Genomic DNA, 18,349 nt, shown 5'->3' with positions numbered 1-18,349 from the left:
GCTAGAGGAAGAGAAGCCCAAGAGACAGGGGGGCAACGGATCCCCGCCTCCCCCTGTCGCCTCTGGGGGGGGGGGGGGGGGCCGCCCCCCCCCCCCCCCGCCCCCCCCCCCCCCCCGGGGCCGTCCCGGTCGGAGCGGGCTACCGTCCGGGACCGGTCTGACGGCGCGCTGCTACTTCAGGTGGCGGGTGAAGAACTGGGCCGCGGCGGCACCCGCGGACTCCGGGACTCCGGCGTGTCCGCCGAGGTGGGCGTGGAGGGACTTCTCCTTGGAGCCGAAGGTGTCGAAGAGATCCAGGGACGCCTGCCGGTCGTTGCCTTCGTCGTCCCACTGAAGGAGCACGTGCAGGGGAATGGTGACCTGCCTGGCCTCCTCGAAGATGGCGCGGGGCACGAGGCTCCCGGCGAACAGAACGGCGGCCGAGACGCGAGGCTCGACCACCGCCAGCCGGACGCCGACGGAGATCACCCCTCCCGAGTACCCGACCGGGCCGTCGACCTCGGGCAGTGCGAGAAGGGCGTCCAGGGCGGCCCGCCATTCCGGGACGGCCGCCTCCACCAGAGGGAGGACCAGGGCGTGGACGATCTCGTCGCCGACCGGCTCGCCGGTCTCCATCGCCCGGCGCAGGTCGGCGCGGGCCTCGTCGAGGGCGGGCAGGCGAGGTCGGTCGCCGCTTCCGGGAAGCTCGATGGTGGCCGTGGCGAAACCCTCCGCCGCGCAGCCCAGGGCCCGGCCCAGCAGCCGGGGGTACATCTTACGCAGCCCGAGGGGAGGGTGGCCGAGCAGAACCAGCGGCGCCGCTGCTGCCGCGGACGCCGTATCGGGCGTCCACAAAATGCCGGGGATCTCGCCGAGGGTGAATTCGCGTTCGAGGACGCCTTCGTCGAGGCGCTGCTCAGAAGTGAATCGCATGGTCGTGCCTTTCGGGAGTGCTCGTTGACGGCGCTCCCGGACGACCTATCGCCCGACCGTGGCCCCAGAGGGGAGCACCCATGTGGATACTGCGTTCACGGGTACCACCTCCTCGTTCTCTCGCACGGCCTCGGGGAGGGTAGCAAGGGCCGGGCACGCTTCGCCAACGGGTTTTCCCCGCGACGCCGTGGCCGCCGGCCGTCCCCGGTGCGCCCGCCCCCGGCCTCCCGCCGCGGGCCGGTCGCGCCGGGCGCTCCGATCGCCGTGATGGACACGGCCGGCCGGGGAAGGTCTTGCACATGACCAACCATGAACAAGAGCGCGGCCCCGCGGCACCGGCCCGACGTCCCGCAGGGCTGAGCGACGCCTCGGTGGAGGCGCTCGGCATCCTCTCCGAAGCCCTCGAGACGGTGGAGCGGGCGCGCGGGCGGCTGTACGACTTCCACCAGCTCACCGGGGGAGCCGACCTGCGACTCGGCGAGGCGGTCGAGCACCTCAGGGCCGCGGGCCACGCGGAACACGCGGAGCGGCTCGAACGCGAGATCGTCGGCCGCAACGTCCTGCCGGGCTACTGGACCTTCCAGATGGTCGAGGCGTACGACGACACGTACGTCGAACCCTTCCGGCGCATGGAGGAGCAGATCCGCACCGACCTGGCGGGCGGCGCGCGCCACATCCACGAGGCCGAGATGAAGGAGGCGCGCCGCACGCACGGCCACCCCGACCACACGGCCCGGCCCCCGCGTCCGGCCTGACCCGTATCCCGCCCGCCCGGATGAGGCCACCGGCCCGGCGGCGCGCCCCCGAGCCCATGGCGCCGCCATCGGGCCGGGCCGGTGGGTCGATTCCTCGGACCCGCGTCGGGCAGGGGAACCGTCAGCCTCCGGTGCGCGGCGACGGCCGGTCCCGTAGCGGTTCCAACGGCGTGCGCAGCGCGCTGCGTCCGTTCCGCCAGGCGTCGAGCAGCGCCGCGCCGAGACGGTCCTCCAGCAGCCCGGTCGCCTCGATGCCGAGGACTACGTCGGCGTCCAACTGCGGCTCCGCGGCCAGCAGAGGAGCGATCACCTCGTGGCGTACGACCTGTTCGTGGACGGCGTCCGCTTCGACGTGCTCGTCGTAGAAGCGCTCCGCGGCAGGGCCCGCGCCGTTGGCGCGCATCGCCTGCGCCAGCCGCCGGGAACCCGGCGACGAGGTGATCTCGACGGCGGCGAAGTGCCCGACGAGCGCGCCGCGGAGCGCGCGGTGCAGGCCGAAGAGCGACATCAGGTTGACCACCGCCAGCGCCTCGGCGGGCGCCGCGTCCAGATAGCGGCCGTACGCGGTGTCCAGGCCGAGGTCCGTCATCAGGTCGGCGAAGAGCCGCGCGTGGATGTCCTCCGCGTGCCCGCCGCCGAACTCGTCGAATTCGACGGCGACCATCGCCGCCTTCGCCCGGCCGTGGAGGCGCGGGATCACCCAGGCGTGGGGATCGGCCTCCTTGAGGTGGTACAGGGACCGCAGGGCCGCGTACTCCCGCAAGTGCTCGAGATGGCCCTCGGGCTGGAGGTAATGACTGACACCGGTGCCGTCGTCTCCCACCGGTTCGACCAGCAGGGCGGCGACGGAGTCCGCCGCGTGCGGGCGGGTCGGCGCGTCCGCGCGCACCTGGCGCAGGAAACGGTCCTCCAGGAAGCCGCGCGTCCGCAGCAGCTCCACGTCCCACTCACGGTCGTCGGCCACACCCGCGAAGCCCTGGTAGTGCAATTCGTACAGCGAATACAGGGAGAGTTGCAGGTCGTCGCCGTACGGATCGGCGGCGGCCACGGCACCGGCGCCGGGCAGCTCTCCCGCGCCGTCGCGCAGCGACGCCACCACGGCGGCCGACAGCGGCCCGCGGGGCGTCGGAAGCGGGGGAGTGGTGGCACGCGACTCGCGGTAGGAGGTCGGGTTCGCGGTCGGCGGGTTCGCGGTCGGGTTCGCGGTCGGGTACGCGGTCGTCATCAGGACTCTCCCTCCGGCCCGGCCGGAGCCGTCCGCTGCGCGCCGCACGCCGGCGGCTCTCCGTCCCCGCCGCCCTTGGACCGGCGGCGGTGGCTGGTGTCGCACCACGGGTGCGTCCGGCTGCGGCGGCAGGTGCACACCGCGACCATGAAGCGGTGCGAGGTCACGGCGACACCGTCGTCGCCGACGACGGTCACCGGCCCCTCGACCAGGACGGGCCCGTCCCGTTCGACCAGGACGCGGCGCGGGCGCTCAGGCGTGTTCGGCACGGATCACCACCAGCTCCTCCTTGTCCTGCTCCCCGTCGATCAGTCCCGCCTGCCGCAGCCACGCCGTTCGTCCGCGCAGTACGGGCCCGAAGGGGATCAGCTCCCGGTCGGTCACCGCCGCGCGCAGCCCGGCCTCCGCCAGGGAGGCCAGCGTCGCCTCGACCCCGCACAGTGCCGAGTGCACCATCAGCAGGACGCCGTGCGGCGCCAGGACGCGCGGCGCGGTCGCGCAGATCCGGTCCACGACCGCCCGCCCGTCGTGCCCCGCGTCCCAGGAGCGGGCCGCGCCCCGTACCGGCGGCTCGGCCGCGGGGGAGGGGACGTAGGGCGGATTGCTGACCACCAGGTCGTACGGGCGGTCGTGCCGTCCCCGCTGCCCCGCGAGGTCGCCGTGCAGCACCCGTACCCGTCGCCCGGCCCTGAGGGCGTTCGCGCGGGCCGAGAGCACGGCCTGCCACGCGATGTCCACGGCGGTCACCCGGGCGCCCAGCCGCGCGGCGCAGATGGCCAGCGCGCCGCTGCCGGTGCACAGATCCAGTACGTGCATCCCGGGCGCCACGGCCTCGCGGCACATGGCCCGCATCAGGAGGTGGGTGTCCTGCTGGGGTTGATAGACACCTGGCATACACAGCACGGTCCACCTCCGACGCATGATGCGATGACTTTGAGTCACCTATTTGTGTGGTCCAGGGCCGACTGCCCCGGATGCGGGGTACCAATCGACGGACGGCGACCCGATAGGGATTCGGACGGTTCCGGAAATTCCGGAACCGGGTTTCCCGCCGCGATCGCGGGCACACACCCTCTATGGCGCCGAAGGACAGTGGCACTCCATCATTGATCGTTCTTGCCAACTTCGCCTCCGCACTCGCTGTCGACCTGCGGGAACACGCCGTGGTCGCCCGGTGGGCCGAGCAGGCCCCGCGGAAGATCTGGCTGACCCGGCCCGGTGACGTACTGCTGACCCCGGTCCCGCTGTCGGAGCCGTTCGCGCGATACGCGTGCGCCCTGACCGGCGTCCCGAGGGACTCCGTACGGATCGTCACCGTCCGTGACCGACCCGGTGTCGCGATGGCCGACTCCGTGGCCGACACGCCCGGCCTGACCGACGAGCTGCGCGCGCTCGCGGCGGCCCGCCCCGGCACCCGGCTGCTGCCCATCGCCCTGGACGCGTCGACGTTCGCGCTCGCCGCCGCGCTGGGAGTGCCGGTGTCGCCCTGCGGTCGCGGCGGGCCGGCGGTCGGCGCCGAAGCGCTGGCGGTCACGGAGCTGTGCAACACCAAGGCCGGTTTCCGCGCCGTGGCCGAGCGGACCGGGATGCGCGTGCCGTACGGGCGCACCTGCTCGGGGCCGGACCTGCGCGAGACCGTACGCGCGGTGCTCCGCGCGGCCGTTTCCGGGCGCGGTGTCGTGAAACCCGACCGGTCGGCGGGCGGGCACGGGCTGCGGTTCGTCGGCGCCGAGGATCCGCTGGTCGCGGCGGATCGCTTGGGTGTGGACGGGCGTGGTGTCGTCGGGTCGGACGGTCTGGGCGTGGACGGACGTGGTGTCGACGGTTTCGGGCCGGACGGTTTCGCGTCAGAAGGATTCGGGTCGGAAGGATTCGGGTCGGACAGCCGCTGGACCGTGGAGGAGTACGTCCCCCACACCGTCTCGATCAGCGCCCAGTTCGTGGCCGCGGCCGACGCGCCGCGACCGCTCTTCGACGGTGCCATGCGCACCGAGGACGGCTCCTTCACCGGCTACCGGGCTCCGCTGCGCGGCATCGTGCACCCGACGGTGTGCGACGAACTGCGCGACTGGGGCATGGCCCTCGGCCGCCACCTGATCGCGCACGGCTACCGCGGTCCCTACGACATCGACGCCCTCGTGGCCACCGACGGCACCCTGTACGCCACCGAGTCCAACGTCCGCCGCACCGCGACGACCACCCCGTACGACCTGGTCGTCCGCCTCGCCCGCGGCACCCCCGTCACCTGGACGACTGGCACGGTCCACGCGTCCGGTCCGTACTCCTTCACCGCCGCACTCGACCGCCTCCGTGACCGCGCGCTGGACTACGACCCCGAACGCGGCGACGGGGTCGTCCTCTACGCCGACGCCCCTGCGGACGGCGTGAGTTGGCGGTACGCGATCCTGGCGCGCTCCGCGCGGAGGCTGGACGAGTTGGCGGCGTCCTTGCCGTCCGCGCTCCAGGACTGAACCCCGGAGCGCGTCCGCGCGGGGCCGAACTCCGTTTCGGGCGACCGCAGATGGGCCGGATCGGTCCGCCTGGGGGCGACCGGCGGGCACCCGTGCTCTTGATCGGCCGCTCATGGCGATGATTTCTTCGCGGCGCATTCCGGCGTGACGTGCAATAGCGGGAACGTTTTTCCGGCCTCGCGATTCTGCGATATTCGACCATGCCGGTTGATAAATCAATCCTTCACTCGTATGCGTGCATCGCTTCCGCATCTCTTTCTTTAGTGTGCCTGGCACGGAGTCGGCCGTCCTCAGAACCCGCCTTTCGGGCTTCGCTGCCGTTCCTGTCAGGAGTCACGCCTCTATGACGTCACAGATCCTGCCCGCGCCGAAAGGTCGCACCATTCCCACGTGGGTCGCGGCGGTGGTCGCGCCGCTGATCGCCGCGTCTCTCGTCGCCGCGGTATCGACCCAGGCGGATGCCACCGCCACGGCCGTCCCGCTGGGAACGGCGGACAGTTTCGCCGTACTGGCCGGTCAGACGGTCACCAACACGGGTCCTTCGGTGATCACCGGAGACCTCGGGGTGAGCCCCGGCACCGCCATCACCGGGTTCCCGCCCGGCCTGGTCAACGGGGCCCAGCACTCGGCGGACGCGGTCGCCCTCCAGGCGAAGTCCGACCTGGTCACCGCGTTCAACGACGCCGCAGGACAGGCCACGGACTCGGCGCTGCCCCCGGACGCCGGGGGTTTGTCCCTGGTCCCCGGCGTCTACACCTCCTCGTCCACGCTCGGCCTTACCGGCACGCTGACCCTCGACGCCCAGGGCGATCCCAACGCCGTGTGGGTGTTCCAGGTGGGCTCCGGCCTGACCACCGCGTCCGCGAGCCGCGTTCTCCTGGTCAACGGCGCCTCGCCGTGCAACGTCTTCTGGGAGATCGGCAGTTCGGCCACGATCGGCACCAACTCCACCTTCGTGGGCAACATCCTCGCCCTGACCTCGATCAACGTGACCACGGGCGCGAGCATCGACGGCCGCGCCCTGGCCCGTAACGGCTCGGTGACGCTGGACACCAACCGCATCACGCGGCCGGCGTGCGGCACGGGCACGACGACCGGTGGCACCACCACGGGCGGTACGACGACCGGTGGCACGACCACCGGCGGGACCACGACCGGTGGCACGACGACGGGTGGCACGACCACCGGCGGCACGACCACGGGCGGTACGACGGCGGGAACCACCACGGGCGGGACGACCACGGGTGGGACGACGGCCGGGACGACCACGGGTGGGACGACGACCGGTGGCACCACGACCGGTGGGACGACCACCGGTGGTACGACGACCGGTGGCACGACCACGGGCGGGACCACGGGCGGCACCACGACCGGCGGCACCACGACGGGTGGTACGACGACCGGCGGGGCCACCACCGGCGGTTCGACCGGCGGCACGGGTCACTACCCGGGCAAGCACTGCAAGCCGAAGAAGCCGGTGAAGCACTGCCCGCCCAAGAAGCCCGTGAAGCACTGCCCGCCGAAGAAGAAGCCGGGCAAGCCCGGCGGTTGGTCCGACAACCAGGGCTACGGCGCACAACCCGCTTCCCAGGCGGGTCACCAGCGCTGACGCGCCCGGAGCACGACCCCGCTCGGTGAGCGACCAAGCGGTGCGCGGCGGAATTGACACCGAATCCGCCGCGCGCCGCGGCACCGGGCCGCACAAAAGGCAGCAGCGGAAAGTAGAGGGCAGGCGCAGATGCGGGCAGCAGGGACAGCGGTGCGGGTCGATTCCGACACGCACGTACGGGAATTTCCGGACGAATCACCGGAGTTCTCCGGACAACACCGACTGCCCGTCCCGCTGAGAGCGGGCATGGGGATCGCAATCGCGCTGATCGTGGCCACGGCGTTGACCCATGTGGCCATGGTGTTCCTGCACGTGGCACCGGCCAATCCGATCTCGCAGCGGTTCGGCCGCCAGATCAACGCCTGGATCTACCCGGTCTTCGAGCAGAATTGGCAGTTGTTCGCGCCGGATCCCGAGTCGGTGGACCGGACGGTCTACGCCCGTGTCGCGAGCACCGGCCCCGACGGGACCATGCACGTCACCGCGTGGGTCGACCTGACCGCAGCCGACACGGCGGCGGTCGAGCACGACCCGTTCCCCAGCCACACCCACCAGAACATGCTGCGCCGGGCCTGGTCCTCCTACGTCGACACGCACGGGAGCGACGACGAGCCCCACTCGGACCGCGCGGTCATGACCCAGCGGTACCTGCGCAACATCGCGGTGCAGCGCGTGGGGGCCCGCCGACCCGTCGGCGACGGTCCCGTCCAGTCCGTCCAACTCCGAGTGGTCACCGTGCCCGTCGCCGTCCAGCACGCGCGTCCGGTCGCCACCGCGGCCACGGCCGCCGACACCCGTTTGCTGCCCTGGTGGAAGGTGCCCTCGAATGACCACTGACCAGGTGACGTCCACTGACGACGCGGTGCGGTCGGCGCCCCGTGTGCCGCGGCCCACCCCGAACGGGACCGGCAGGGCGTACGCCCTGCTCACGGAGCGACCGGTGTCCCTGTACGCGGCGGCCGTGCTGCGGATCGGATACGGACTGCTCTACCTCGTCTTCCTGCTGCGGGAGTTCTCGCATCGCGACGAGATCTGGGGACCCGGCTCGCCGTGGACTCCCGACCTCGCCCGGCAGCTCTTCGCCCAGAGCGGCTGGGCCAGCATCCTCACGCTGTCCGACAACAAGGTCTACTTCGAGATCTGTTACGCCTTCGCCGTGATCATCTGCGCGCTCTTCGCGCTGGGTTGGCGGACGCGGGCGGTCTCCGTGCTCTTCGCCGTCGTCGTCGCCTCATTCCACGCCAGGGCGCTCTTCATGACGGACGGCGGCGACAACCTCACCCTGCTGATGTCCGTCTACCTGATGTTCACCGCCTGCGGACGACGCTGGTCCCTGGACGCACGCCGCACTCGGCTTCGCCCCGCCCGCCCGGACACGCGCGCCTTCGTGCAACTCCGTTATATCCGGCGCACGTTGACCACGGTGCTGCACAACTGCGGCATGTTCGTCATCGCGGCCCAGGTCTGCTTCCTCTACGGATCCGCCGGCCTCTACAAGGTCCAGGGTGCCTCCTGGGGCAACGGCACCGCCCTGCACGACGTACTCAACCTCCCCCTCTTCCAGCCCTGGCCCGCGCTGTCCCATCTCGCCGACAGCTTTCCGACGGTGCTCGTCATCGCCGGTTACGTGACCGTGCTCGTCCAAGTCGCCTTCCCCTTCGTCCTGTTCGGCCGCCTCAAGTACCCCGTCCTCGTCGTCCTGATCGGCATGCACACCGGCATCGCCCTCTTCCTCGGTCTGCCGCTCTTCTCCGCGGCGATGATCATCGCCGACACCGCCTTCCTCCCCGACCGCCTCTACCTCTCCCTCTCCGCCCACCTCCGCCGATTCCGCCGCCCCACCGAGCCACCGGACCCCACCGACGCGCCCCCCATCCCCGCCCAACCCGCGCTCTAGGCTGTGTCGCCAGCGGAAGCCGGTGAGCCGGGCGCCCCCGGACCTCACGACGTCGAGCACGCCGCCTCCCGCCGACCGCGTGGTGTCCATCTCGCCGCGTAAACTGTCGGCTCCGACGGTTTCCCGTTCGACCCGAAGGACTCAGCCGTGGCCGACCGGCCCGAGATCGTCTGCATCTGCGGCTCCACCCGGTTCGTGGCCGAGATGCGCGCGGCGAACCGTGACCTGACCTTCGCCGGTGCCATCGTCGTCGCGCCGGGCGAAGCGGACGCGCCGATCAGCACCGAGCAGAAGACCGCACTGGACGCCCTCCACCTGCGCAAGATCGACCTGGCCGACCGCGTTCTGATCGTCAACCCCGGCGGCTACGTCGGCGAGTCCACGACCCGGGAGATCGCCTACGCCCAAGCCACCGGCAAACCGATCTCGTTCACCGATCCCGTCTGACCACTAGTACTCCAGCCCCGTAGCTCGTGAGCATGCGGAACCTGCGGCGCAGTGCGTGCCCGTGTGCGAGGATCTCGGCTATGGCGGCGACTGAAACGGATCTCGTTCTCAACCGGTTCGTCTCCGAGATACAGCTGGCGGTGCCGATGGTGGCCGTCTGGGCACACGGTTCACTCGCGCTTGGCGACTTCCAGCCGGGACGCAGCGATCTTGATCTCATCGCGATCGTCGAACGCCCTCTGGACGGCGAGCACAGGGACCGGCTGGCGAGCATTCACCAGCGCCTGCTGGACGAAGAGCCAGCCGCGGCCAAGTTGCACTGCTCATACATGGTCACAACATCGCTCTCCGAGGTTGAGACGCACCATGTCACCTGGGCACACAGCATGATCCTGGAACGCCCAGTGACACCGGTCACCCGCCGAGAACTGCTCGACGGCGGGCTCACCCTCCATGGTCCGTCGCCGACGGAACTGCTCCCGCCGCTCACGTGCGGGCAGTTGGAGGACTTCATCCGGCGCGACCTGGGACAGTTCTGGCTTCCGGCCACAGGCAAGCCCCTACTTTGGCTCCGGGACATCTGGGTGGATCTGGGCCTGCTGGTCCTGGCCCGAGCCACCGTCACGCTACGCGACGGACGGCTGATCACGAAGGGTGAGGCCCTCGCGGAACTGCTGGAACTGGGTGCGCCGGCAGATGTGGTTCGAGACATCCATGAGCGCCGGTACGCAGATCCCAAGCCGATCAGCCCTTTGCGGCGAATCCGCCGAGCGATGCGGGCCCGCGCCTTCGTGCGGCGTGGTATCAAGCGCACTCTGGCCATGGGCGGAAGCCCCGAGTAGGCGTCGCCCAGCGTGGATACGTCATGACGGGCCGCCGGATGCACCTTCGGCTGATCGGATGAGTAGCAGGCCAGGTGGCGACCGGGACGTTCAAGGACGTGAGCGTCTACGACGGCACCACCGACCTGTCCCGCTCCTGGCCGCACTGCAACGAATGGAAACGCTTCGGCGTCGCGGGCGACTCAGGACTCGACGTACTGCTCTGCCTGTCCATGAACTACCCCGACGACGCCGGATACGCGACGCAGGCGGGTGCGCGGGGCGGACGGCTACTGGGGCTGGGTCGCGATCTGGATGAGGTTGCCGCAGGTGTCGTCGAAGACGGCGGTGGTCACGGGGCCCATTTCCAGGGGCTCCTGAGTGAAACGGACGCCGAGCCCGGACAGGCGCTCGTACTCCGCCTTCACGTCGCCGACGGCGAACTGGGCGAGGGGGATGCCGTCCTCGAAGAGCGCGTCGCGGTAGGGCGTGACGGCCGGGTGGCCGGCGGGCTCCAGGAGGAGTTCGGTCCCGCCGGGCTCGTCGGGTGAGACGACGGTCAGCCACCGGTCCTTCTCGCCCACCGGCACGTCGTACTTCTTCACGAAGCCGAGGACGTCCGTGTAGAAGGCCAGGGCCTTGGCCTGGTCGTCGACGAACACACTGGTCAGATGGATCCTCATGGGGTGCTCTCCCTTGGTTCGGACGTGCCGCGGACAGGCCAGCGCTCGGTGATCTGCCGCAGCGGGTCGGTGTTCAGGTCGTGGAACTTGTAGCGCCCCTCCCGCCGGGTTTCGACGAGCCCGGCCGCCTCCAGCACGGCGAGGTGCTGCGAGACCCCCTGACGCGAGAGCCCGAGCCGATGCTTCATCGCCAGCCGCGAGCAGATCTCGAACAGCGTCTGTCCTGACTTCTCCGCGAGCTCGTCGAGGATCGTCCGGCGGGTGGGGTCGGCCAAGGCTTTGAACAGGTCATCGGCCACGCCCCCATGATAGGCAAGCCCCCACTTGCCTATCAAGCCGAGGCACACGGCGGAACCATCGATGACCAGGCAGTGATCACGGACCCGACGGCGGCGTGAACCTCGCCGACGGGCCCGGCCGAGGGTTTGAACCTCGCCAAGACGTCCGCTCGGAGCTGCTCCGGCAATCGAAGGTAGTCCGCCGGGCGGTCCGGCTGCGGAGCGAGCGTCTGCGCGCTGACCCCGAGGTATCGGGTCAGAAGTCTCAGGAGCAAGTCGCGCGAATCGCCGGGAGGTGTCCTTGGGAGGGATCGTTTCCGCGTGATCACCTGAGCCGAGTGAACACTCGTAGCAAGATCGCTCTCGCCGGTGCCGTCGTGCTCGCCCTCGGCGGGCCTCTCGTCGCCGGTATGCCCTCTGCTTCCGCCTCCCCCTCCGCTTCGGCCGCGGGGCCCGCACCGCTGGTACACGCGGCGGACCGGGTGCCGGGCGAGTACATCGTCACCCTCGACAAGAGAATCGACCCCGCCGGAACGGCGGCGAAGCTGGGTCTGAAACCGGCCTTCTTCTACAACACGGTCCTCAACGGCTTCGCTGTCCGCCTCACTCCCCAGCAGTTGACGCTCGTCCGCGGCAGCCTCGGAGTGGAGGCGGTGGAGGAGGACGGGAAGGTCGCTGTTCCCGACCCGGCGACCGCGTCCACCCCGGCGGTACGCCTGGGCCCGGCGGCCTCGTCCTGGGGCCTGGACCGGATCGACCAGCGCGATCTGCCGCTCGACGGGAAGTTCATCACCACCGGCAACGGCGCCGGAGTGACCGCCTACATCCTCGACACCGGCATCGACTACGGCCACTCCGAGTTCGGCGGGCGCGCCACGTTCGGCTTCGACGCGGTCGCAGACGGCAGGGACGGAGCCGACTGCAACGGCCACGGCACGCACGTCGCAGGAACGGTCGGCGGCAACACCTACGGCGTCGCCACCAAGGCGAGCCTGGTCAGTGTCCGAGTCCTGGACTGCCGGGGCAACGGCGACGACTCCGCGGTGATCGCGGGCCTGGACTGGGTCGCCAAGCACGCCGTGCAGCCCGCCGTCCTCAACGCCTCCATCGGCGGCGAGAAGTCCCCGGCGCTCAACACCGCCACAACCGCCCTCTCCGACGCGGGCGTCCTGCCGGTCCTCGCGGCGGGCAACGACGCGAAGGACGCCTGCGAGCAATCCCCCGCCTCCGCGCAGCGGGTGGTCACGGTCGCGGCGAGCAACAGGTCCGACGAACAGAGCACGTTCTCCAACTGGGGCCCATGCGTCAATCTCTACGCCCCCGGAGAAGGCATCCTCTCAGCCAAACTCGGCGGCGGCTCCGCCTCCCGGAACGGCACCTCGATGGCCGCACCGCACGCCACCGGAGTCGCCGTCCTCTACAAGCAGGAACATCCCGCGGCCGACCCCGCCGAGACCGCCGAATTCCTGGAGACCACGGCCACCCGGAACGTCCTGACCAAGCTCAACCCGACGTCCCCCAACGCACTTCTGTTCACCGACGGACTCTAGCCCGGACCAGCCGTCGGCATCGTGACAGGCGGATCGCGCCACCCGGCCGTCAACCGTGACCCCGCCCATGTGGTGGCCGACCGGGATACGACGGCCGGTGGACTGGCGGCATCCGCCACCGGCGCCCGGCGCCCCTCCACGGCTGCGGCAGCCCCGCCATCGTCCGCCTCGCCGCCCCCTCACCGGGCGACGCCAAACGACCCGCTCGGCTTGTCCGTCATCTACCAGGACCTGCCAGGTCGGCCGATGACTTGGGAACTCGGGCCGGGCGGGCGCGAGGTGTGCGCGGATGTTTCTGTTCCGCCGGCGGAGAACAGCGGCCCGACCGGGCTCGACGGCCACTACGGTCCAACCGTATGACGACGGTTACCACGCGTACGGTCGAGTACCCGGCTGACGGTTTGACGATGGTCGGGCACCTCGCGCTCCCGGCCGGTACCGACCGCCGGCCCGCGGTGCTGCTCGGGCCTGAGGGCATGGGGCTCAGCGACGTCGAGCGCCGCCGGGCGGATGCTCTCGCCGAGCTGGGATACGTAGCGCTGGCCTTCGACCTGCACGGTGGGCGCTATCTGGGGGACCCCGAGGAGATGCTGGCCCGTTGCCTGCCGCTGCTCGCCGACCCGGACCGGATGCGGGGGATCGGCCACGCGGCGCTGGACGTGCTGCGCGCCGAACCGCGCACCGACCCCGACCGGATCGCCGCCATCGGCTACGGCACCGGCGGCGCCATCGGGCTGGAACTGGGGCGCGACGGCGCCCACCTGCGCGCGATCGGCACCGTCAACGCAACGACCACCGGCCGGCCGGGCGAGGCAGCGCGCATCCGCTGCCCGGTGTGGGCGGGCGTCGGGTCGGAAGACCCGATCATGCCTCCCGCGCAACGCAACGCGTTCACCGCCGAGATGCAGGCCGCGGGCGTCGACTGGCGCCTCGTGGTCTACGGCGGCGCCCTCCACGCCTTCCACCACCCGCCGGTCGACCACCCCATGGTCCCCGGCGTCGGCCACCACCCACAGCACGCACAACGCGCCTGGCGCGACGTCATCGACCTGCTCACCGAGTGCCTGCCCGTAACGGAGTGATCCGGCCGGCAACCGCCCTTCCGGGCCGCGAACCAGGCCGGTAGATCGCCACCGGCTCCGGCGGCTCCGGTTTGCAGGACATCACCGCAGCTCGGATTCGCTACGAAGACACCAAGAGATCCCTCCGCCGTTGGACGGAGGCAGCACGTCACCACCGCACGGCCGACGATCACCCCACTCCGGTCTCGCACCCACGACCTGGCCTTCTGGGCAAGCGCATCCCGGGCACGCAGAGGGAGGCTCCATCAAGCCGTGACGTACCCTTCCGCCATGACAGATGGTCAAACGGACCTTGAGCGGCTGACATCGGGCAAGTACGTCCGGGTCACTACCTTCCGTCGGGACGGCACAGAGGTTCCGACCCCGGTGTGGGTGATCCAGGACGGTGATGCCCTCGGTATCTGGACGGTCGCCGACTCCGGCAAGGTCAAGAGGATCCGCAACCGCGCCGACGTCCTGGTGTCCGCCTGCGACATTCGCGGCAACCCCTCGGGCGAGCCCGTCCCAGGACGGGCGGAGATCCTCACCGGCGAGCAGACCCAGCACTACCGCCGTCTCCTGGCCCGCAAGTACGGGTTGACCGGAAGACTCACCCTCCTGGGCAGCCGCCTGCGCCGCGGCCTGGACGGCACCGTCGGCATCCGGATCACCCTCGCCTGACCGCGCGGCAGCGTCCCCGCCCGCCAACGCATTCCCAACGTCGCCGAGGCGGTCGGCGGAGGAGCTGGGGCCGGGTGGTGTCGCGATCCGGCGTGGGGATCGGTGGGGCCCGGCGCTTCGGATGGTGACCGGGCAGGCGACGAGCATCGCGCGGGGCGGGGAAAGCGTCCCGGACCGCTCGGTGTGCGGTGCCAGGGAGCCGCTGCCAAGTCCGGCGAAGCCGGGACGGCCCGCGTGCTGGTGCGTGTTCTGGATGACGGTCAGGCCGTCGGGGTCGCTGTCGCGGTGGGGAGTCACGTCGAGGTAGCGGGCGAAGCATCACGGCACATCCTTCTCGAAACGCTGACCGAACTCCGCGAGGAATAGCCGAGGCTGCCCGCAGGTCGCCCGGACCGCGTGATTCACGGTGATGCCCGGCGAGGCAACTGCGTGGTGACCGGCAATGGGGGTCGATACCTTCTCGACTTCGAACGAACATCACTCGGGCCAGCCGAATGGGACCTGAGATCCACAGAGGTCGCTGTCGACACGCTGGGCACGGTCTCGTCTGCGGAGTACGACGAGTTCTGTAGCGCGTACGGAGCCGACGTCCGCTCGTGGGACGGATACGACGTCATGCGGAGCGTCCGAGAACTGCGCCTCGTCACCTTCGCCCTGCAGATCACCGGTCAGGATCCAGTCTCGGAACGCGAGGCGCGGCACCGCGTCGCGTGCCTACGCGGGCTCCAGGGGTTACGGCCGTGGGCCTGGTCCCCCGTGGGTTAGTAAGCACCCTCCAATACAGCGACGGAAGGGCGAATCGACATCGCGATCGCACTCCATCTGCTGCGGCAGTACCGCGAGGACAAGGCCAGGGAGGGTGAGGACAGCCCTAAGCTCGACTGCCAGCAGTCCCAGCACCGCGTGCGACAGGTTGTGGCGCAGATGGATCAGCGTGGCCACCAGCCGATCGACGAGCATCAGCTAGTGGCGAACTCCGGCACCCTCGGCCCGCTCGCGGATTCCGCCCCGCGCAGCATGACGGCGGCCTTCAAGGCCGGCCTGCCATGGCGCCGCCAACTTTGACGAGATCGCCCTCGGCCCGCAGCGGGTTGATGGGGATCACCGCGATGCCGTAGCAGCACGTCGCGGCAACTGAAGTTCTCCGCCGCCGCACCAGGCGCGTCCCGCGTGGCGTAAGCAATTGTAAACGTCCCGGCGCATTTAACACCTCCGTCACCGGCTTCTCTACACGTCCCCTGCGGAGAGTTGGTTAATGGGCGTGTTGCGGCCGTCCTCGAACTCATCGAATGAACTGGAGGGTGCATATGAATGCTGATTCTGACTGTCCGTGCGGTGCGCACTCGGCCCTGCGGGACTCTGTGCCGGGCGCGAGCCAGCGGGTGTTTGACCTTGACGAGATCCGGGCGGACTTTCCCATCCTTTCGCGCCGGGTCGGAGGCGGTGTTCCGCTGGTGTATCTGGACAGCGCGGCCACCGCACAGAAGCCGGAGATGGTCCTGGCGGCCGAGGCCGACTTCTACCGTCTTCACAACGCCAATGTGCACCGAAGTTCCCACCAGGTGGCGCGTGAGGCGACGGATCTGCTGGAGCGGGGGCGGGCCAGGATCGCCGGCTTCATCGGTGCCCGGCCGCAGGACATGGTCTTGGTGAAGAATGCCTCCGAAGGACTCAATCTCGTCGCATACGCGTTGGCGAACGCCTCCCGTGCGGAGCGTGAGTTGCGGTCCATGGCGCTGGGGCCGGGTGACCGCGTGGTCATCACCGAGATGGAACACCACTCGAACCTGATGCCCTGGCAGCAGTTGTGCCGCCAGACCGGTGCGGAGCTGGCGTGGCTGACGATCACTCAAGAAGGGCGACTGGATCTGGACAACCTCGACGAGGTGGTCAACGAGCGCACCAAGGTTGTGGCCTTCACTCACCAGTCGAACGTGTACGGCACGGTGAACCCCTTGTCGGTGCTGGTGAAACGCGCCAAGGAGGTGGGGGCGCTGACGGTCCTGGACGCGTGTCAGTCGGTGCCGCACTTCCCCGTCGACGTCACCGAACTCGGGGTGGACTTCCTGGCGTTCTCCGGGCACAAGATGTGCGGCCCCACCGGGATCGGGGTGTTGTGGGGGAGAGGGGAGCTCCTGCGGGCGCTTCCACCGTTCCTGACGGGCGGGGAGATGAATGACACCGTCGCCATGGGGCACTCCACCTACGCCGACCCGCCGCAGCGATTCGAGGCCGGCACTCCCATGATCGCCCAAGCCATCGGACTCGCCGCCGCCTGCGCCTACCTCGACACGCTGGGCCGCGACCGGATCGCCGAGCACTGCGCCCGACTGACCGCCCGCGCGCTCGAAGGGCTGGCGAACATCCCGGGCGCACGGATCGTCGGCCCCGCTGACAGCCGTGATCGCGGGCCAGCGATTTCTTTTGCGCTCAAGGGACGCTTTCCCGACGAGATCGGAGAACACCTGGACGAGCGCGGGATCGCCATCCGCGTCGGTCACCTGTGTGCCCGTCCGGCGTGTGTGCGCTTCGGACTGCCCGCCACCACTCGCGCTTCCTTCTACGCCTACAACACCGAGGACGAGATCGACGTGTTCCTCGAGGCGGTCGCCGAACTCGCCGAACACACCGGGCATCAGGCGGGCGGTTCACCCACGCGCGAGAAGGCGGAGGCGCGTGCGGTCGCCTCTCCCGAGCCCGCGGCGGCTTCGGCCCCGTCTGAGCTGGTGACGGCCTTTTCCGACCGGGTGTTCACCGACGCGGCGACCGCGGTGGGGGGACTGGCCGTCTCACTCGGCGACCGCCTGGGTCTGTACCGGGCGATGGCCGGCGCGGGACCGCTGACACCGGTCCAACTCGCCGAACGGACCGGTACTCAGGAGATCTACGTACGCGAGTGGCTGCACACCCAGTACGGCGCCGGATACGTGGTATCACCCGGCACCGAAGCGGACGGTCAGCGCACCTACGAGCTCCCCGACGCCCATGCCCAGGTCCTCGCCCACCCCGACGCCCCAACAGCGGGCGTCGGCATCTTCACCGCACTGCAAACCCTCTACCGGGTCGAAGACCGGCTCGCCCAGTGCTTCCGCACCGGCGAGGGCGTGGACTGGAGTGAATACCCGCCACAGATGTTCCGAGCCGTGGCGCGGTTCTTCCGGCCGGCCTACAACGCGAACATCGTCACTCGGTGGCTGCCCGCCCTCCAGGGAGTGCGCGAGCGCCTCGACAGCGGCGCCCAGGTCGCCGACATCGGCTGCGGGGTCGGCTACTCCACCATGCTGATGGCAGCGGCCTTCCCTCGATCTGCGTTCGACGGATACGACTACCACGCCGAGTCCATCGACCGGGCTGCGATCATCGCCGAAGAGCGCGACCTCGACGACCGCGTTCACTTCCACACTGTCGCCGCCGCCGACCTTGACGCCGACCGCCCGGCTTACGATCTGGTGACCTTCTTCAACTGCCTCCACGATATGGGTGACCCTCTCGCGGCCCTGAAAGGTGCACGCCGCATCCTCAAGCCGGCAGGCACGGTCATGCTCGTCGAGCCCAACGGAGAGGCGGATCCGACGATGAACACGCACCCCGTCAGCAAACTCTTCATGGCACTGTCCGTAGGGTTGTGCTTGCCCGCAGCGGTCGCCCAGCACGGCCCCCAGGCCCTGGGCAACCACGCAGGCGAAGACGCGCTGCGTTCGCTGGCCCGAGAAGCCGGCTTCGCCCACTGGCGCCGTGCCGCCGAAACACCGCGCAGTGCCGTCTACGAAATCCGCGCCTGAACCCGGCGGGTAAGGACGATGCCCACCTGTACCCCCAGGGGGGCACACCGCGAGGCGGTATCCGTTCAGTCGCCCCGTCTCTCGGCTCGGTACCAAGCCGCCCTGGCATCGGGCGTCGGTATCTGCCGGTAGCGCCACCGTCGGGAGGGGCAGCCTGTCCAAGCCCTCCGCGGAACG

The 18,349-nt window shown here is 70.2% G+C and carries 19 protein-coding genes; 13 read left to right on the top strand and 6 right to left on the bottom strand.

Features of this window, described 5'->3' with window-relative positions; genetic code table 11:
• Positions 1-171 precede the first annotated feature (171 nt).
• Entirely contained in the window at positions 172-912 is a 741-nt protein-coding gene (locus tag ACZ37P_RS25685) for a dienelactone hydrolase family protein (RefSeq protein WP_467348786.1), read from the bottom strand.
• A 299-nt stretch (positions 913-1,211) separates the two neighbouring features.
• On the opposite strand from ACZ37P_RS25685, the gene ACZ37P_RS25680 reads away from it, so the two are divergent.
• Positions 1,212-1,667 carry a hypothetical protein gene (locus ACZ37P_RS25680; RefSeq protein WP_401310978.1) on the top strand — a complete coding sequence of 152 codons (456 nt, stop codon included), beginning with the start codon at positions 1,212-1,214 and terminating at the stop codon, positions 1,665-1,667.
• Between the two features lie 121 nt (positions 1,668-1,788).
• Here the strand turns inward: ACZ37P_RS25680 and ACZ37P_RS25675 are convergent, their stop codons facing one another.
• From ACZ37P_RS25675 to ACZ37P_RS25665, 3 genes are read right to left on the bottom strand one after another with little or no spacing between them, the layout of a single operon-like run.
• Positions 1,789-2,892, bottom strand: coding sequence for an iron-containing redox enzyme family protein (locus ACZ37P_RS25675; RefSeq protein ID WP_467348784.1), 1,104 nt, complete (start codon positions 2,890-2,892; stop codon positions 1,789-1,791).
• A complete protein-coding gene (locus ACZ37P_RS25670) occupies positions 2,892-3,161 on the bottom strand; it encodes a CDGSH iron-sulfur domain-containing protein (protein WP_355345562.1) in 270 nt (89 codons plus the stop codon). Before ACZ37P_RS25670 ends, ACZ37P_RS25675 begins: the two co-directional genes overlap by 1 nt.
• Complete coding sequence (locus ACZ37P_RS25665; RefSeq protein ID WP_355345559.1) at positions 3,145-3,786, bottom strand: HemK2/MTQ2 family protein methyltransferase; 642 nt, start codon at positions 3,784-3,786, stop codon at positions 3,145-3,147. The genes ACZ37P_RS25670 and ACZ37P_RS25665 overlap by 17 nt, the downstream gene beginning before the upstream one ends.
• A gap of 212 nt (positions 3,787-3,998) precedes the next feature.
• Between ACZ37P_RS25665 and ACZ37P_RS25660 the strand changes: the two genes are divergently transcribed.
• The 6 genes from ACZ37P_RS25660 (at position 3,999) to ACZ37P_RS25635 (ending at position 10,158) form a co-directional block, all read left to right on the top strand.
• Entirely contained in the window at positions 3,999-5,363 is a 1,365-nt protein-coding gene (locus tag ACZ37P_RS25660; protein WP_467348781.1) for a preATP grasp domain-containing protein, read from the top strand.
• Between the two features lie 343 nt (positions 5,364-5,706).
• A complete protein-coding gene (locus tag ACZ37P_RS25655) occupies positions 5,707-6,972 on the top strand; it encodes an ice-binding family protein (protein WP_467348780.1) in 1,266 nt (421 codons plus the stop codon).
• A 246-nt stretch (positions 6,973-7,218) separates the two neighbouring features.
• Positions 7,219-7,809 (top strand): DUF5819 family protein, encoded by a 591-nt coding sequence (locus ACZ37P_RS25650; RefSeq protein ID WP_355345550.1) that lies wholly within the window; start codon positions 7,219-7,221, stop codon positions 7,807-7,809.
• Entirely contained in the window at positions 7,799-8,869 is a 1,071-nt protein-coding gene (locus ACZ37P_RS25645) for an HTTM domain-containing protein (protein ID WP_467348779.1), read from the top strand. The genes ACZ37P_RS25650 and ACZ37P_RS25645 overlap by 11 nt, the downstream gene beginning before the upstream one ends.
• Positions 8,870-9,016: 147 nt before the next feature.
• Positions 9,017-9,316, top strand: a complete 300-nt coding sequence (locus ACZ37P_RS25640) for a hypothetical protein (protein WP_467348778.1) — start codon at positions 9,017-9,019, stop codon at positions 9,314-9,316.
• Positions 9,317-9,396: 80 nt separating this feature from the next.
• Positions 9,397-10,158: a nucleotidyltransferase domain-containing protein gene (locus ACZ37P_RS25635; RefSeq protein ID WP_467348776.1), complete on the top strand. Its 762-nt coding sequence runs from the start codon at positions 9,397-9,399 to the stop codon at positions 10,156-10,158.
• 269 nt (positions 10,159-10,427) lie between these two features.
• On the opposite strand, the gene ACZ37P_RS25630 is transcribed toward ACZ37P_RS25635, so the two are convergent.
• Both ACZ37P_RS25630 and ACZ37P_RS25625 read right to left on the bottom strand, forming a co-directional pair.
• Entirely contained in the window at positions 10,428-10,820 is a 393-nt protein-coding gene (locus ACZ37P_RS25630; RefSeq protein ID WP_467348775.1) for a VOC family protein, read from the bottom strand.
• Positions 10,817-11,119, bottom strand: a complete 303-nt coding sequence (locus ACZ37P_RS25625; protein WP_401722329.1) for an ArsR/SmtB family transcription factor — start codon at positions 11,117-11,119, stop codon at positions 10,817-10,819. The genes ACZ37P_RS25630 and ACZ37P_RS25625 overlap by 4 nt, the downstream gene beginning before the upstream one ends.
• A gap of 317 nt (positions 11,120-11,436) precedes the next feature.
• Here ACZ37P_RS25625 and ACZ37P_RS25620 point away from each other — a divergent pair, with 317 nt between their 5' ends.
• The 6 genes from ACZ37P_RS25620 (at position 11,437) to ACZ37P_RS25595 (ending at position 18,172) form a co-directional block, all read left to right on the top strand.
• Positions 11,437-12,648 (top strand): S8 family peptidase, encoded by a 1,212-nt coding sequence (locus tag ACZ37P_RS25620; RefSeq protein ID WP_467348772.1) that lies wholly within the window; start codon positions 11,437-11,439, stop codon positions 12,646-12,648.
• Between the two features lie 356 nt (positions 12,649-13,004).
• A complete protein-coding gene (locus tag ACZ37P_RS25615) occupies positions 13,005-13,730 on the top strand; it encodes a dienelactone hydrolase family protein (RefSeq protein ID WP_401311008.1) in 726 nt (241 codons plus the stop codon).
• Positions 13,731-14,000: 270 nt separating this feature from the next.
• The gene (locus ACZ37P_RS25610; RefSeq protein ID WP_391117868.1) at positions 14,001-14,390 is read left to right on the top strand and encodes a PPOX class F420-dependent oxidoreductase; all 390 of its coding nucleotides are present in this window, start codon (positions 14,001-14,003) and stop codon (positions 14,388-14,390) included.
• Positions 14,391-14,762: 372 nt separating this feature from the next.
• On the top strand, positions 14,763-15,155 hold the full coding sequence (locus tag ACZ37P_RS25605; RefSeq protein WP_467348812.1) for a phosphotransferase family protein: 393 nt from the start codon (positions 14,763-14,765) through the stop codon (positions 15,153-15,155).
• Positions 15,156-15,314: 159 nt separating this feature from the next.
• Positions 15,315-15,455, top strand: coding sequence for a hypothetical protein (locus tag ACZ37P_RS25600; protein WP_467348770.1), 141 nt, complete (start codon positions 15,315-15,317; stop codon positions 15,453-15,455).
• Positions 15,456-15,697: 242 nt separating this feature from the next.
• On the top strand, positions 15,698-18,172 hold the full coding sequence (locus ACZ37P_RS25595) for a SufS family cysteine desulfurase (protein WP_467348768.1): 2,475 nt from the start codon (positions 15,698-15,700) through the stop codon (positions 18,170-18,172).
• Positions 18,173-18,349: the final 177 nt, after the last annotated feature.

This window comes from Streptomyces sp. NPDC024632, assembly GCF_055559175.1.
The sequence above is the reverse complement of the archived record's forward strand: the minus strand, read 5'-3'. Positions and strand labels throughout refer to the sequence as shown.

Bases quoted from the DNA above. Each gene is read 5' to 3' on its own strand.
- ACZ37P_RS25685 (WP_467348786.1), bottom strand. From the start codon at position 912: ATGCGATTCACTTCTGAGCAGCGCCTCGACGAAGGCGTCCTCGAACGC.
- ACZ37P_RS25680 (WP_401310978.1), top strand. From the start codon at position 1,212: ATGACCAACCATGAACAAGAGCGCGGCCCCGCGGCACCGGCCCGACGT.
- ACZ37P_RS25675 (WP_467348784.1), bottom strand. From the start codon at position 2,892: ATGACGACCGCGTACCCGACCGCGAACCCGACCGCGAACCCGCCGACC.
- ACZ37P_RS25665 (WP_355345559.1), bottom strand. From the start codon at position 3,786: ATGCCAGGTGTCTATCAACCCCAGCAGGACACCCACCTCCTGATGCGG.
- ACZ37P_RS25655 (WP_467348780.1), top strand. From the start codon at position 5,707: ATGACGTCACAGATCCTGCCCGCGCCGAAAGGTCGCACCATTCCCACG.
- ACZ37P_RS25650 (WP_355345550.1), top strand. From the start codon at position 7,219: ATGGGGATCGCAATCGCGCTGATCGTGGCCACGGCGTTGACCCATGTG.
- ACZ37P_RS25645 (WP_467348779.1), top strand. From the start codon at position 7,799: ATGACCACTGACCAGGTGACGTCCACTGACGACGCGGTGCGGTCGGCG.
- ACZ37P_RS25635 (WP_467348776.1), top strand. From the start codon at position 9,397: ATGGCGGCGACTGAAACGGATCTCGTTCTCAACCGGTTCGTCTCCGAG.
- ACZ37P_RS25630 (WP_467348775.1), bottom strand. From the start codon at position 10,820: ATGAGGATCCATCTGACCAGTGTGTTCGTCGACGACCAGGCCAAGGCC.
- ACZ37P_RS25615 (WP_401311008.1), top strand. From the start codon at position 13,005: ATGACGACGGTTACCACGCGTACGGTCGAGTACCCGGCTGACGGTTTG.
- ACZ37P_RS25610 (WP_391117868.1), top strand. From the start codon at position 14,001: ATGACAGATGGTCAAACGGACCTTGAGCGGCTGACATCGGGCAAGTAC.
- ACZ37P_RS25600 (WP_467348770.1), top strand. From the start codon at position 15,315: ATGGATCAGCGTGGCCACCAGCCGATCGACGAGCATCAGCTAGTGGCG.
- ACZ37P_RS25595 (WP_467348768.1), top strand. From the start codon at position 15,698: ATGAATGCTGATTCTGACTGTCCGTGCGGTGCGCACTCGGCCCTGCGG.